We start from the raw sequence: 12,788 nt of genomic DNA, 5'->3' as shown, positions 1-12,788 counted from the left end.
TTACTCCTGTGTGATTTCGACGGACATGAGGTCCGGATGCTGTCGGGCGATTTCTTCGAGACCGAGCAGCGCGGTTTGGGTGATGGCCGACACGGCAGCGCACACGCGGCCGTCCAAGACGTGGCCCTCGTGTCCGTCGACCTCGATGGAGGTGTGTCCGTCGCCCAGGCGGGCGCGGATGCGGATCACCTGCGGACCCGCACACCTAGCCGGGTGAGTTCGGCGTCCACGGTGGCCTTGTCTGCGGTCCGGAAGTCCACAGGGCCCGGCTCTTTGCGGGATCCCTGCGAGGGGTCGGGCTTGGGCTTCGGCTTCTTCTGCTCCTCGGCCGCAGGTGCGGCCTTACGCAGGTGCGGCTTGCGCTCCAGCAACGCTTCGAGGTCGGCTCTGATCGACTCGACGTCGACCTCGCCGTCCTCGCTGGCATAGTCGGCTAGGCTGAGGAAGACGTGCGCGTCCTCCGGGTCGGCGAACTGGCCGGCGGCCATGGCCTTCACTTCGGCCTGTACGGCGCGGGCCAGCGCCGCCTTGATTCGCTCCTCGGCCGCTTCGGCGCGCTTGTGGGCTTCGTCGGCACGCTTGGTGAGTTTTTCGGTCTCGGACTTGTCCTTGTCCTCGAACTCCGCGAGCCGCTTCTCTTTTTCGGCCAGAGCCTTGCGTTCCGCGGCGAGAGCCTTCTTCAGGTCCGCCGCTTCCTTCTTGGCCCGGTTGCGTTCGGCCCGGGTCTCAGCGAGCGCCTTCTTGCCAGCGTCGCCAAGGTCGGCCTTGTCGTCGTCCGCGTCGGTCTCGGCCGTGGTGGTCGAGTCGGCTGTGGCGTCGTCGGCCTCCGCGGTGTCGGTGTCGCCGGGCTCCTCGGACGTCGCGTCCTCGTCGTGCCGGAACAGGTCGAACCACGGGTGGAGCATGGTGGACGTCGCGTCCATCGGGGCGGATGCCATCGCGGCGATCCCTCTCGTTGGTGACATGAGAAAGGGCGCGCCGCGTGGCACGCCCGTGTTCCCCTCACGCGTGCGCGCGAGGAAGCTACAGAATGTAGGAGAAGCGCTTGAGCAACTCGATAGCGCGGTCGCGGTCTCCGCCGGCGTCCTTGTAGATCTGCTCGGTGGTGGGCCGCGGGATCTGGGAACGCCGGTAGCGTTCGCCCTTCTGCCTCTTCAGGTTGCCGAGCCGCTTACCTGCGATGCCCCTTACGGTGGTGCCGACCGTCGTCACCGATCGGCCGCCCGCGGTGGACAGGCCCAGCCGGGCGTTGATCACCTGGCCCAGGTCGGCGCCGTCCCTGATGGCTTCGGCCCCCGCGTTGGTGAACGCCTTGTTCTGCTCGGCTGGCGTCATCTGTGCGAACAGTTCTTTTGGGCTCGCCGGCGCGGGCCGGTCGTAGCCCTGGCCCGGCGTGTACACCATCGCGATGTGCTGGCAATCGCAGCGGGGATGGCGTTCGAAGCCGTCCGACCAGGCGTATGTTCTCCCCGCGAGGATGATGCACCGCCCGCACGCGGGCAACGTCACCTGCCGGACGTACATGACGAACGACTTGTTGGCCGCGATGCCTGCCCCAACCGCCGTGCGGCCGGCGTCGGCCGTCTCGGTGGCGAGGATCCTGGTCAGCGACGCGAGACCGGACGCCATCGCCTCCCGCTTGTCGGCCCCGCCCGCGAGCAGGCCGAGCGCCCGCAATGCCGGCTGCATGAGCAGCGAAGTCAAGGTCCGCCCGTCCGCGCCAAGTCCAGCGAACGCCGCAGGGCTGACGATCCCTTCAGGAACCGGTGTGACGCCCTGTTCGCGGGCGAGCGCGTTCACATACGGCTGCGCGAGTCTCGCCGCAGCGATCTGGGCTCCGGTGAGCAGCGCGATGACCGCCTGGAGGAGAGCGAGCCACGAGTCGAGGACCGACGCGGGCTCAACCTCCCGCCACAACGCCTGCCCTTGCACGGCGACCTCTCGGGCGATTGCCTGCTCGGCCTGGTAGTGGGCGGCTGCCACTTGCTCGACGGCCACCCGCTACCCCACCGGGACGGGTTCGCCCGCGGGAACGTCTTCGATCGGCATGTCGTCGGGACGCGGCGGCTTGGGGCCGGCGAAGGCCGCGAGGTCGCCTGCCATGACGCGCTCGAAGGCGGAGGAGGCGACCTTCTCGTCTTCCTCTTCCATGCGCTCGATCTGGACCTGGGTGTAGCCGAGGTCCTCGCGCGTCTGCCGAAGCGGGATGATCTTCGCCGTGTGAAGCTTGACCGCGGCATCGGCCTTCTGGGCGATCGTCGGCGTGGACGCGTCCCGCCACAGCGTTTCGAGGCTCATCGCCTCCCCCGGGACGTCTCCGTCGCGGACGAGCAGCACGAGCCGCATCACCCGCTCCCACGAGCCGCCGAACCCCCGCTGCTTTCGCTCAGAACGCTTCACCAGGCGGGACTCGTCCGACCTGATCGCATCCGCGGACGCCGGATTATCGGTGGCGTGGCCCAGGAACCTGGACGGCAGACCAGCCAGGGAGGCGACTATCATCGCCAGCAGCTTCAGCGTTTCGTGGAAGTTCGACAGCGACGCCTCCTCGAACTGCCCCAGCTCGACGCCGTCGTCCTTCTTGTTCTTCGCGATCGCCCAGATCCGGCCCGCGATCCGCTTCAACGCGGAGATCGGGCGTCCCTGCTCGTCCTCGAAGTCCTCGGGTCCGACACCGATCGCGTACCGGCGCGGGATCGCGTGGAACTCGCCGCTGATCATCATGTCCGTGGCGATCTTGCATGCGGCGTCCGAGATCGGGATGATCGGCTTCAATTCCGAAACGCCCATCCGCTTCAGCCGTGGGCGGTTGACGATCGGCTCGACCAGCACCTCATCGAGATCATGGTCGTCGCGAGGGTTGTCGGGGTCCTCGATCCACTCGCCGTCCCGCTTGACGTACCAGATGGTCGCGTTCGGCAGATACAGCGTCGCGAAGTCGGTCTTGGACTGCTCCTCTTCCTCACACCACCGCTTGACCGCCGCCGCAATCTTCCGCGTGCGCGGGTCCCGCTCGGCGTACACCTCCAGCGGCGACTCCACCGTGATGATCGGTGTCTCGCCGTCATTGTCGTTCGTCCCGACGATCGCGTACGCCCTCTTCATCACCAGAGCATCAACATGGGCCTGCTGGGACTGCTCGTCCATGTCGTTGGCCTGCCAGATCCGCCACAATTCGGCGTCCGCCTCGGCTTGCGACCCGAACCGGAACCCCTCCACGTCGAGGCGCTCCTCCACCGAGTCCACGACCAGCCGCGGCCACTCGATCACAACCTGCCGGACCCGCTCGTCCAACTCCTGAATCAGCTCCGGCGCCATGTACGACAAGGGCTGTTCGCCCTCGTAGTACTCATCCAGCCGGCGGAGTTCCTTCAGCTCCTTGTCGTGGCACTTGATGAGGTGCTTCAGCCACTCCATCTCTGAGCGGGCCATGCTCACCTCATCTCATAACGATCACCTTGGAGGAGCGGTTGCGTTTCTGCGCGCCCGCCGCGATGGCGTCGCGCCGGGCTTCCCAAGACAGGTCGCCCGCCATTGCGGCGTCGATCTTGAATGGGGAGTCGGGACGCTCTTTGCGGATCACCCAGAACGGCTGGCCGCGATCGTCTCGCTGGTTGATGAAGTGCTTACGCGAGTTGCCAATGTGCCGCTTGAACCGGCCATCGCCGTTGTTCGTCACGGCGCCGGACGTCATCGCGCCGGCGTACGCGCGCAGAGAGTGCGCCATCTGCAAGGGCCTGTTCGTCCACCATTCGATGACGACCTTCGACCCGTACTTACCGCGCCACGCGTTGATCGTCCCGTCCCAGTAGGGCGGGTCAGCGTAGACGCGCCACACCTGGAAGCGATCCATAGCTTCCGCGAGAGCGGCATTGACCTCTTCCTCCGGGCACTCCCAGTCGGTGACGTCTGGTGGACACTCCCAGATGCCCAACGGCCACTGAAAGCCCGACTGTACATCGGTGGCAACCAGTGCCGTGGCGTCGTGGAACTGGGACCCATCGAACCCGACGACGATCAACTCGCCGTCTGGGATGACAATCTCCGGCCGGGCCAGCGCTTCCCACCGCTTGACGTCGAAAGCCTGCTTGCCTGCCTGAACCCGTCGATTCAGCCACACGCGCTCCCAGTACGCCTTGTCGGTGTCGGGCTGGTTTCGAAGCGAGACGATCGCCTCTACCTGGCCTTCAAAGTCGGGCCATGTCGCGATCGACGGACCGGAGGCTTCGATCACCGCCGCAGCGGCCTGATCGAAGTCGTCCAGGTCTTCATCTGGCTTCGGAGTCGCATCGCGGTGAAAGAAGAACAGGGTCTTGTCCTTGGACTTGCCCTCGGCGACCAGCTCCGCGTATTCGTGTGTCCCCTCAGCGACGGACGCTTCGCCAGGCGTGTAGGTCGTCGTCGTCTCCAAGGACCACGGATCGGCCATCATTCGCTTCGGGATGTTGGCAAGCATCGTCTGATGCGTTTCCTTCAGCCGCCGCAGCGTGAACCGGTGAGTTTCGTCGAAATGCTGGAATGTCGTCCGGGCGCCGTCGCGAGAATCGGGAGCCGCGGCAAGAGCGACAGCCTTACCGTCGCCGCCGCCGCGCATGATGCGCTCCAGGCCGGCGTCGAACAGGTCGGCGTCTTCGCCCTCGGTCACCATCACGAGCAGAGCCGCGTAGGCGAGGTCTTCGGTCTGCTCTTCGGTGTAGGCGACCATCGGGATGTACGGGTCGGTCACCGGCCTGCCGACCGGCACCCACAAGCCGCTCTCTTTCCGGAAGCCGTCACAGCGGACGGGGCCATCGGGATGGAGCTCGGCGAACGCAACCGCGGCAGCCAGCTCGGTCTTCGCGGTACCCTTCCGGACCGACAGGCCGACCCTCTTGAAGCGGCGCTTACCAGCCCGCGGATGCCCCCTCGGGTACACCTCGTACCAGCGGTAGATCAGGGCCCGCTTCTCATCGTCCAGCGTGTAGTCACGGCCCCGCAGGTCCCCGGGGCCGTGCACGCACCGCTCTTCCAGAAGCTGACAGACCTGCGGGCCAAGCGTCGGCCACTGCTCCGAGTCCGGCGTGGGGACTATGAGGAGCCCCACCGCCTACACCGCGTGCAGAATCGACCTCGGGTCGGCCGGCGGCTCACCCTTGGCTACCGGCTTCGCGCGACGCTTCTTCGTCCGCTCGCTCGCCTCGTCGCCACGCTCTATCTCCCACTGGAGCCGTCGCCGATCGATCGGCGACAAGCCGAACGACTGTCTCTGCAACCGGATCTCGGCCGCGAGCTCTTTCGACGGCGACAACCAGAACTCGTCGATCAGCACCGCCAGCAGGAAGAGGCCGTGCCGGTCGGAGTCGTCATACTCGGGGGCCATCGGCGACGACCACACGTCCTGCCACCAGGCGAGCGTCATCGAATGCCACAGCCGATCAGGCAGTTCAGGGGCCTTCAATTTCGGGTCAGCGACCAGCTTCGCGCTGGTAGAGACCCGGTTCCGTCGCTGCCGCATGTGCGCGGGCTTCGGAGTTGGGGGCATAACGGGTACCTCATCCCATCGCGGGGTGACAGCCCATCGCGGGCAGCGTCACAGAGGGTTGGAGAAAGTGATCAGAAAGTCAGGGGATGCGTACGCGGGAAAATCACCCTCTCCCGCGGTCTCCAATCGGGTGATCATGGGGGGTGGCCCCCACCCTCTGACCTGCGGAAACGCGGACAGGGCCTCTGACCTGCGGAAACGTTGTTTGTTCCGGATGTCCGATTTGGTGAATGTCGACATGGCTCAGAGGACTATGCATTCGCCCTCGATGCCGTGAATCGTTGATCACTACTCGCGTGCTTCGCGTCCATCGAATGAGTGATGCACGAGCATCCATCCCATCGACCCGTCATCCCTCTGCACTGGCCGCACCTCAGGACCGCACGCACAGTCGGGTTGGTCTGTTGAGGTGTCGTGCTCTACCAGGTCTGAGGTGGGGTGGACGTGCAGGGTGTCAGCCATCTGCCGTGCGCACCGCCTCGGGTTGGTGTGCGCCGGCCAGGTGATCCACTGCTTTCGCCCACAGGCTGGGGATGGCCGAGACGTTGGCCACCTCAGGGTCGGGGTAGGCGCTGCCTGTGCGGTCGTAGTAGGCGAGCGGCCTGCCGCCGTCATGGTGGGTGCGGCAGTGGATCCCTACTCCTCCGTCCTCATCGCCCATCAGGTAGAGATCGGGGTGAGTGAGGGCTTCGATGAGGAGATCGACGGCGTTCACGTCTCCTCGCTCAGGCCGAACCGCTGGCGTGCTGCGAGGCCTTCGGGAGAGCCGGGCTCGTGGTTCTCAATGCGTACCCGTGGCCGGGCAAGGTCAGCGAGGAAGTCGCCCATCACCTTGTTGTGCCGGGCGTCAGCGAGGGCGTTGTGTACGCCGTCCGCCTGCTCGGGCATCTGCGGGTCGCCGAGCCTCATCGCTTCCTGCTTGAGGTCGTTGGTCCACATGGGTACGCCCTTGGGCAGGTCGATCATGCGGCCGAAGAGCTGGGCGAGGCAGACGTGGTCGTACGCGCCGTACCAGGCCCACAACTCAGGGTCGGGTACGCCGAGGATGAACTCGCGTACCTCGTTAGCTATCACCCAGTGTGGCTTGACCCTGATATCTCGCAGGTCGAGGTTGATGTCGAACAGCGGCTTGGGGTAACTGTTCGACGGGTGCGCGAGGTAGGTGTCCAGGGATTGTCTGGACGTGAGCGGCAGCGACGGAACAACGTTGCGGACCAGCCAGTCGTTCGCCTTGATCTCGTTCCACGGGGCGTCGCTGTTGACGGCGTAGTACTCGTGGCCGATCTCGGTGACGATGCCGATCGAGATCAGGTCGATCGTGGAGCCGTTCTCCAGGAACTCGCAGTCGTAGTAGATGCGCATCAGCGGTCACCCGCCGACTTGCACTCCACGGCAACGATGTTGCGGCAGGGCAGGATGATCCTGGTGCCGTCCGGCTGGCTGAACGTGATGGTGCTCAGGTCTTGTGCAGCCATGGCAGCGAGATGCTGATGGCATTCGTCGAGGGACCCGAAGTCGCTGGTGCGCTGCTTGTACTGGCCACCAGAGGTCAGCGTGAACGTTAGGTCGATGCCCATAATTTCTCCCGGGTATGGCGAGAGCCCCGAGTCCGGGAGGTCTCGGGGCTCTCTACCTGCGGTGGCGAACCGCAGGATCTTGTACAAGTCAGGTGTTGATCAGGTCTGCGCCCGCGAGGACGACGAAGAACACGCCCGCGCAGAAGAGCGCCGGAACCCACGACTTGTGGATCACGGCGACGACGGAAGCTGCGAAGAAGCAGGCGAGCGCGAGGAGAGTGAACAGGTCGTTGACGCCCATGGTCGGTCTCCGTTTCCTGCGGCGATTACGGACCGTAGGTATCAGGCCCGACGGATCGGCAAGATTGATCTTCGATTCTCACTCTGGGTATTCACCTGGCGTTCCATCCGCCTGGGGTGGCAACGCCGGTCTTGCGGTTGTGGCAGTCGGTACAGACGCCCCTCATCCGCGCGGGGGCATCCGGGTCAGGCACGCCAGCGGCCACGAGATCACGTCGCTCGCTCGGGTAGTGGTCGGCGACCGTGGACGGCGCCCCGCACGGGACTGCGTGGTCGTGAGCGCTATCGGGGCAAACGCAGCGCGGGTCTCTGGTGAGCACCGCCTTGCGTGCTTTGTCCCACGAGGAGCCTCCGTAGCCGCGCTGTGCGGCACTGCCGCGGGCACGCTCAGCCTGGGAACGGCAACCAGGGCAGCGGCCTCGATCGGTCAGCTCCGGGCACCCGGGACGACTACAGACTTTGAGAGCGGGCATCAGGCGTCCGAGATGGACAGCCATCCCGTGATGGCCGTCTCAGTGATCGTCGAAGCGGTGACGCGAACCTTGTAGTACCAGATCGACGGCGACTCGGTGACAGCGGACGGGAAGTCCAGGCGTACCGTGCCCGCCGCAGCGTCCACGATCGTCACGCCAGACCCTTCGGTCAGCGTGTACACGCCTGAGGCGGCGTCGTCCTCGACATGCTGCGAGGCTTTCACCACGGCGAACACGTCAGCAGAGGCGAGCCCGAGAGCGACTCCGGCGGACGTGATCTGGAAGGTGGCCCGGCCGTCGTCGTCCTCCGTGAGCGTCAGGTTGATCGTGTCCGGCATGGCCACCTCCTCACACCTGGCGTCCGCCCAGATCGCTCGTAGAGAGGCTGGATCCGCCCAAGCCCTGCGAGGCGAGGCGGGATCCTCCGAGAACCGCAGCCGACACCAGGGATCCGCCGAGACGGTCCAGAGTCGGCGGAGGCTCGCCCGTGCTGACCGAGGGCGTCGGAATGGACGCCACCGCTGCCACGACGGGTGGCCGTGCGGTGGTGGAGACCAGGGCCGCGGGGATGGTCGCGAACGCCTGTACGGCTGCCGGGGTGGCAGCGACAAGGACCGTAGTCGTCGGTGTAGGGACTGCGGCTGTGGCGAGGACGACGGCGGGTTGAGCGGTGGTGCTGGTGCTCGTGGCCGGCGCCGGGATGCTCGCCGCGGCAGTGACGACAGCGGGTTGCGCTGTGGCGTTGCCGTCCGCCTCGACCGTGGGTGCGGGGATGCTCGCGCTCGCCTGGACGGTGTCCGGGCTGACGGTCGCTCCCGTACTCGTGTTCGGGGCTGGAATCGACGCTGACGCGCTCACGGTGGCGGGTGAGGCTGTGGAGCCTGCCGACACCTGAGGAGCGCCCACAGACGCTGTAGCGACCACCACGGCAGGTGTTGCGGTTGATCCTGCCGTCACGGTCGTGGACGGGATGGAAGCGACGGCGAGAACGGTGTCCGGTGCTGCGGTGCTCGAACTGCCCGTCTGGACCGCGGGGGCGGGAATCGAAGCAACCGCAGCGACCACGGAAGGCGTGGCCGTCGAGTTGGTGGCCACGTCCGGCGTCGGGATCGCGGCCGTCGCGGTGACGGTGGCGGGCTGAGCGACCTGCCCGGTCGCCACAGTCGGCTCTGGGATGGCTGCTACGGCCTGGACCGCGCCAGCCGAGGCCGTAGCACCCGCTGAGATGGCCGGCGCCGGAACAGACGCCAGCGCAGCCACGACGGAAGGGCTCGCGGTGGAGTCAGCCGTGACCGTGGGGCTTGGGATGGTGGTGGCCGCCGGGACCACGCCAGGTGTCGCAGTCGCCCCGGTGGACGTGGTAGGCGCTGGGATCGTGGACGTGGCCCCGACGACGTTCGGGGAAGCTGTCGAGCTCGTGGAGACGGCGGGGGTCGGCACCGTCGTGGTGGCCGTGACCGTCGAGGGTGAGGCGGTGGTGACAGCGGTGACCGACGGAGCGGGCACGCTGGCCGTCGCCTGCACGGTGGCAGGCGATGCGGACGCGCCGGCGCTCACCGACGCGGCGGGAACAGTGGCGGCAGCCTGTACGGCGGCCGGGCTCGCGGTAGAGCCCGCCGCGACGCTCGGGGCGGGGATGGACGCCACGGCGGAAACCGTGGCCGGAGTCGCGGTGGAGCCCGTTCTCGTGGACGGGGCCGGGATCGACGCCGACACCGCCACCACAGCAGGGCTTGCCGTGGAGCCGGTGGAGACGGACGGGGAAGGGACGGTCGTCGTCGCCGGGACGACAGCCGGGGTGGCGTTCGCATCCCCGGAGCTGGTAGCGGAGCCGATGCCGATCGTGTAGCCGGCGCCATACGCCTGGGTGGCGCTCGCCGTGAACGTCTCCGTGCCGGTGGGGTCGCCAGAGGAGAGAGTCCGGACGGCCGCCACCGTGGACGTGTAGTCGGTCGACTGCAGGTCCACCTGCTCGGCCAGCGGCGCCGGGGTGGTCCACGTGGTCGCGCCGGCCACGGCGGGGACGCCGGACGCGAACCGCAACTCCACGCTGCTGCTGGTGGTCGGGGTGATGCCGGGGGTGGGGACGCTGGTGGTGCCGGTGGCCTCGTCGCGGTCGATCGTGGGCGTGCTGGTCGAGGCGTTGCGGTAGGCGACGATCACGGCGACGCCGTCGGCGTTGTCCGCCTGGTCGAAGTCCCATCCAGACGGCTCGGACGCGCCGGCGATCCGCCACCAGAGTTTGACCTGGATGAGGTCGTCGCCCGCCGAATACTCATCCAGCAGCGTCCACGGGTCGCCGCCCGAGGGGGCGCCCATCGAGGCCAGCGTCCCGACGTCGGCCGCGTGGTGGGCGATCAGCAGGTCACCTGCTTGGAGGCCGAGAGGCTGGTCGACGGGGAGCGGGGTGGCGCGGCCTGCGGCGGCGACCAGGTCGACCAGGACCGGTTCGCTGCCGGTGGACACGTCCGGGGTGGGGATGGTCGCGGTGGCGGAGACGACGGCCGGAGCGGCGGTCATCGACGCGTGCACGGTCGGCGCCGGAATCGACGCCGTTGCCGCGACTACACCAGGTGTAGCTGTCGACCCGGTCCGGGTGGTGGGTGCCGGGATGCTGGCCACCGCAGCGACAACTGACGGGGAGGCCGTCGTGACGGCGGTGACGGTCGGACCAGGGATCGACGCGGTAGCCGCGACCACGGACGGGGTCGGGTTCGCGTCCGAACTGCCACCGGCGGGCACGATCTCCAGAGCCGCCCACGCCCAGTCGGTCGTGGTCGCGCCGGGACCGTTGACGTTGAAGCTGACCGCAGTGCCCGACGAGGTTGTGTTGGCGGCCTTGCGGACAGCCGCGCCGCCCCACGTGGTGGCGCCGTTGCTGGCCGTCCACGGGGACGCGTCATCAGTTGACGTGGGGGCGGCGAGGCCGGACTCCAGCGCGGAGAAGAAGCCCCGACTGTCGGCGACGCTGGAGGTATAGCCGGTCGGGGTGATGTTGTTGGCGTTGAGCGTGCCGCCGCCGGACTGCCCGATCGGGTTGGACGCGTGCTGGCCGGTGACGACGTCGATCTTCAGCGCGACCACGCGGAACGTCCCGGTCACCGTGAGCGTCGCCGTCATCGCCGACGACGACGCGACCGGCGCGGTCCACACTTCGGCGTACGACCCGGACCGGATCTGCTGGATCTGCCGGGTCCACGTCAGGCCGCCGCCGCTCACGACGGGGTTGGCGCTGCTGGTGGACATCGCCATCGCTACCAGCAGACTGCCCGCCGGTGGGGTGAACGTAGCGGTGGTGACCGAGGTGACCGCCGAGCCGCCGTTGCTGACGATCGCTGGGGACGAGCCGTCGATCGCGATCGCCACGCCGACCCCCTGACATGAGAAAACCGCCCGGAGGCGGCAGGGTCAGGCGGCGTTGCTGCAGGCTACGGAACGAGGTCGACGTTGAACCAGCCGCTTGCGGAGACGGTGATCAGGAACGTCCCGTTGGAGGTCGAGTAGTCGGCGCCTAGGTTGGATAGGACAACGGCGCTCTTGGGGCTGAGAACGTTGTTGTAGATGAGCGCGCCACGAGCGTTCGTGATCGTGGACGACGACCAGGACGGGTCAGCGGAGTCGAACGTCATCACGCCGGAGCTGCCGGTCAGCGTGGTCGTGGTGATGACCAGGCCGCCCGCACTGTAGCCGGTGCCGCTGACTTCGTTGGCATTGAAGACACCAGCGCCGTAGGCGGCGTTCGCGGTCGAGGCGTCGAAATCCGCTGTGATCGAGTTCGTGAAGAGGGCGACCTTGAGTTCAGTCTCGCTCTCCAGATCCAGATCCAGGTTCGCGGTGCCCAGAGCGGCGATGATGTTGTTGACGAAAATGCCCGCAGCGACAGCCATCGATCAGCCCTCCTCGGGGTTGCTGACGAAGGCGTCGCCGCCGACGGACATGCCCTTGGGGCGGGTCTGGGAGCGCGCCTCGCGCAGCGTTTCGGCGGCTTCCTGGATCGCGGTTCTGTCACCCGACGCCTTCGCGTCGAGCAGTTCCTTTTCGAGTACGGCCTGCCTGCGTAGCGCATCTACCTGCGCTTGCAGTTCGTCAGCGCGGTCATCGCTCGCGGACATCGGTGCTCTCCCTCTTGATCGCTGAGGCTGGGATTTGTGCGGTGACCGTCTGAGGGCGGGCCACAACGGACTGCTGGTCTCGGCCGTGCTGGATCACCCGGTTGCCGAGCTGGTCGGTGGTGTCCTTCACACGCCGGCCGTCTTTGCCCACGTACTCGCGGTGCTGGTCTCGGGTGTGGTGGGTCCATCCGCCGGCGCGGGTGTGGACGCCCTTGTTCTTCAGCCAGTCGGCGTAGGACATGCCGGTGGACTCGTACGACCACTCCGATGGGGACAGCGGCACGCGACCACCTCCGAAACGAGAAAGGCCCGCTCGGGGCGGGCTCGCTGGTCGTAGCCGAACGGGTCTCGGTAGGCGTGTCGATCCTCGGCAAGTACAGACCAGCCGTGCACGCCCGGTTACGTTGCGGTCATGGCGAAGAACGACGACGAAGCCGCCCCGGTCTGCGGCACCTGCCTAGGGGCGCAAGGCGAGTGGATGGAGATGAACGGCGAGGAGAACAAGCAGCGCAAGTGGGTGCCGTGCTCCACGTGCGGCGGGACGGGCCGGACGTGACCGACCCCATCACGTGCCCCGCGTGCCAGGGCCGCAGAGGTGAATGGTTCGTCGACCTGTTCCTCGCCTGCCGGTTCTGTAGCGGTCTCGGCTGGGTCGGTGGCGACAACGAGCCGCTTGAGCGGTGCGAGAAGCCGCCGCCGCCTGAGCCGACCGCGTCCGACCACAAGGTGTGGTCGGATCCGCTGATCGCCGCCGCGTTCCCGTGCCGCCTGTGCCTCGGCTCCCGTCAGGTCGCGCACCTCGACAAGGAGGCGGGGACGCTGGTGACGGTGCCCTGCCAGTGCGTGGCCGACGACGCTGACTGAC

22 protein-coding genes are annotated in these 12,788 nt (G+C 67.4%); 8 read left to right on the top strand and 14 right to left on the bottom strand.

The features are described 5' to 3' along the window. The 11 genes from AB0I15_RS20515 to AB0I15_RS20465 form a co-directional block, all read right to left on the bottom strand. Entirely contained in the window at nt 1-189 is a 189-nt protein-coding gene (locus tag AB0I15_RS20515) for a ribosomal-processing cysteine protease Prp (protein WP_358097494.1), read from the bottom strand. Beyond that, on the bottom strand, nt 186-923 hold the full coding sequence (locus AB0I15_RS20510; RefSeq protein WP_358097491.1) for a hypothetical protein: 738 nt from the start codon (nt 921-923) through the stop codon (nt 186-188). The genes AB0I15_RS20515 and AB0I15_RS20510 overlap by 4 nt, the downstream gene beginning before the upstream one ends. Before the next feature lie 100 nt (nt 924-1,023). Then, complete coding sequence (locus AB0I15_RS20505; RefSeq protein WP_358097488.1) at nt 1,024-1,998, bottom strand: hypothetical protein; 975 nt, start codon at nt 1,996-1,998, stop codon at nt 1,024-1,026. Nucleotides 1,999-2,001: 3 nt separating this feature from the next. Further along, nucleotides 2,002-3,432: a phage portal protein gene (locus AB0I15_RS20500; RefSeq protein ID WP_358097486.1), complete on the bottom strand. Its 1,431-nt coding sequence runs from the start codon at nt 3,430-3,432 to the stop codon at nt 2,002-2,004. Between the two features lie 7 nt (nt 3,433-3,439). Further along, nucleotides 3,440-4,996 carry a hypothetical protein gene (locus tag AB0I15_RS20495; RefSeq protein ID WP_358097484.1) on the bottom strand — a complete coding sequence of 519 codons (1,557 nt, stop codon included), beginning with the start codon at nt 4,994-4,996 and terminating at the stop codon, nt 3,440-3,442. A 90-nt stretch (nt 4,997-5,086) separates the two neighbouring features. Beyond that, a complete protein-coding gene (locus AB0I15_RS20490) occupies nt 5,087-5,494 on the bottom strand; it encodes a hypothetical protein (protein WP_358097481.1) in 408 nt (135 codons plus the stop codon). A 481-nt stretch (nt 5,495-5,975) separates the two neighbouring features. Beyond that, a complete protein-coding gene (locus AB0I15_RS20485; protein WP_358097478.1) occupies nt 5,976-6,236 on the bottom strand; it encodes a hypothetical protein in 261 nt (86 codons plus the stop codon). After that, on the bottom strand, nt 6,233-6,883 hold the full coding sequence (locus tag AB0I15_RS20480) for a hypothetical protein (protein WP_358097476.1): 651 nt from the start codon (nt 6,881-6,883) through the stop codon (nt 6,233-6,235). The genes AB0I15_RS20485 and AB0I15_RS20480 overlap by 4 nt, the downstream gene beginning before the upstream one ends. Further along, nucleotides 6,883-7,098, bottom strand: a complete 216-nt coding sequence (locus tag AB0I15_RS20475) for a hypothetical protein (protein ID WP_358097473.1) — start codon at nt 7,096-7,098, stop codon at nt 6,883-6,885. Before AB0I15_RS20475 ends, AB0I15_RS20480 begins: the two co-directional genes overlap by 1 nt. A gap of 88 nt (nt 7,099-7,186) precedes the next feature. Next, the gene (locus AB0I15_RS20470; protein WP_358097470.1) at nt 7,187-7,339 is read right to left on the bottom strand and encodes a hypothetical protein; all 153 of its coding nucleotides are present in this window, start codon (nt 7,337-7,339) and stop codon (nt 7,187-7,189) included. Nucleotides 7,340-7,810: 471 nt separating this feature from the next. Further along, nucleotides 7,811-8,149 (bottom strand): hypothetical protein, encoded by a 339-nt coding sequence (locus AB0I15_RS20465; protein ID WP_358097467.1) that lies wholly within the window; start codon nt 8,147-8,149, stop codon nt 7,811-7,813. Between the two features lie 332 nt (nt 8,150-8,481). Here AB0I15_RS20465 and AB0I15_RS20460 point away from each other — a divergent pair, with 332 nt between their 5' ends. From AB0I15_RS20460 to AB0I15_RS20435, 6 genes are all read left to right on the top strand, one after another. Continuing rightward, entirely contained in the window at nt 8,482-8,706 is a 225-nt protein-coding gene (locus AB0I15_RS20460) for a hypothetical protein (RefSeq protein ID WP_358097464.1), read from the top strand. A gap of 66 nt (nt 8,707-8,772) precedes the next feature. After that, on the top strand, nt 8,773-8,952 hold the full coding sequence (locus tag AB0I15_RS20455; protein WP_358097461.1) for a hypothetical protein: 180 nt from the start codon (nt 8,773-8,775) through the stop codon (nt 8,950-8,952). Between the two features lie 147 nt (nt 8,953-9,099). Beyond that, nucleotides 9,100-9,660: a hypothetical protein gene (locus tag AB0I15_RS20450; RefSeq protein ID WP_358097458.1), complete on the top strand. Its 561-nt coding sequence runs from the start codon at nt 9,100-9,102 to the stop codon at nt 9,658-9,660. Nucleotides 9,661-9,810: 150 nt separating this feature from the next. Beyond that, nucleotides 9,811-9,963: a hypothetical protein gene (locus AB0I15_RS20445; RefSeq protein ID WP_358097455.1), complete on the top strand. Its 153-nt coding sequence runs from the start codon at nt 9,811-9,813 to the stop codon at nt 9,961-9,963. A gap of 336 nt (nt 9,964-10,299) precedes the next feature. Continuing rightward, nucleotides 10,300-10,791 (top strand): hypothetical protein, encoded by a 492-nt coding sequence (locus tag AB0I15_RS20440; RefSeq protein ID WP_358097453.1) that lies wholly within the window; start codon nt 10,300-10,302, stop codon nt 10,789-10,791. Between the two features lie 12 nt (nt 10,792-10,803). After that, entirely contained in the window at nt 10,804-11,190 is a 387-nt protein-coding gene (locus tag AB0I15_RS20435; protein ID WP_358097451.1) for a hypothetical protein, read from the top strand. A gap of 49 nt (nt 11,191-11,239) precedes the next feature. Here the strand turns inward: AB0I15_RS20435 and AB0I15_RS20430 are convergent, their stop codons facing one another. From AB0I15_RS20430 to AB0I15_RS20420, 3 genes are read right to left on the bottom strand one after another with little or no spacing between them, the layout of a single operon-like run. Next, complete coding sequence (locus AB0I15_RS20430) at nt 11,240-11,698, bottom strand: hypothetical protein (RefSeq protein ID WP_358097448.1); 459 nt, start codon at nt 11,696-11,698, stop codon at nt 11,240-11,242. Between the two features lie 3 nt (nt 11,699-11,701). Further along, a complete protein-coding gene (locus AB0I15_RS20425; RefSeq protein WP_358097446.1) occupies nt 11,702-11,923 on the bottom strand; it encodes a hypothetical protein in 222 nt (73 codons plus the stop codon). Then, complete coding sequence (locus AB0I15_RS20420; protein ID WP_358097443.1) at nt 11,907-12,206, bottom strand: hypothetical protein; 300 nt, start codon at nt 12,204-12,206, stop codon at nt 11,907-11,909. The genes AB0I15_RS20425 and AB0I15_RS20420 overlap by 17 nt, the downstream gene beginning before the upstream one ends. 129 nt (nt 12,207-12,335) lie before the next feature. Here AB0I15_RS20420 and AB0I15_RS20415 point away from each other — a divergent pair, with 129 nt between their 5' ends. Together AB0I15_RS20415 and AB0I15_RS20410 are read left to right on the top strand one after the other, a co-directional pair. After that, entirely contained in the window at nt 12,336-12,479 is a 144-nt protein-coding gene (locus tag AB0I15_RS20415) for a hypothetical protein (protein WP_358097440.1), read from the top strand. Continuing rightward, complete coding sequence (locus tag AB0I15_RS20410; protein WP_358097438.1) at nt 12,437-12,787, top strand: hypothetical protein; 351 nt, start codon at nt 12,437-12,439, stop codon at nt 12,785-12,787. The genes AB0I15_RS20415 and AB0I15_RS20410 overlap by 43 nt, the downstream gene beginning before the upstream one ends. Nucleotide 12,788: the final 1 nt, after the last annotated feature.

This window comes from Nonomuraea sp. NPDC050643, assembly GCF_040654715.1.
Taxonomy (GTDB): Bacteria; Actinomycetota; Actinomycetes; order Streptosporangiales; family Streptosporangiaceae; genus Nonomuraea.
Note: the sequence above shows the minus strand (reverse complement) of the source record. Positions and strands in the feature narration are given on the sequence as shown.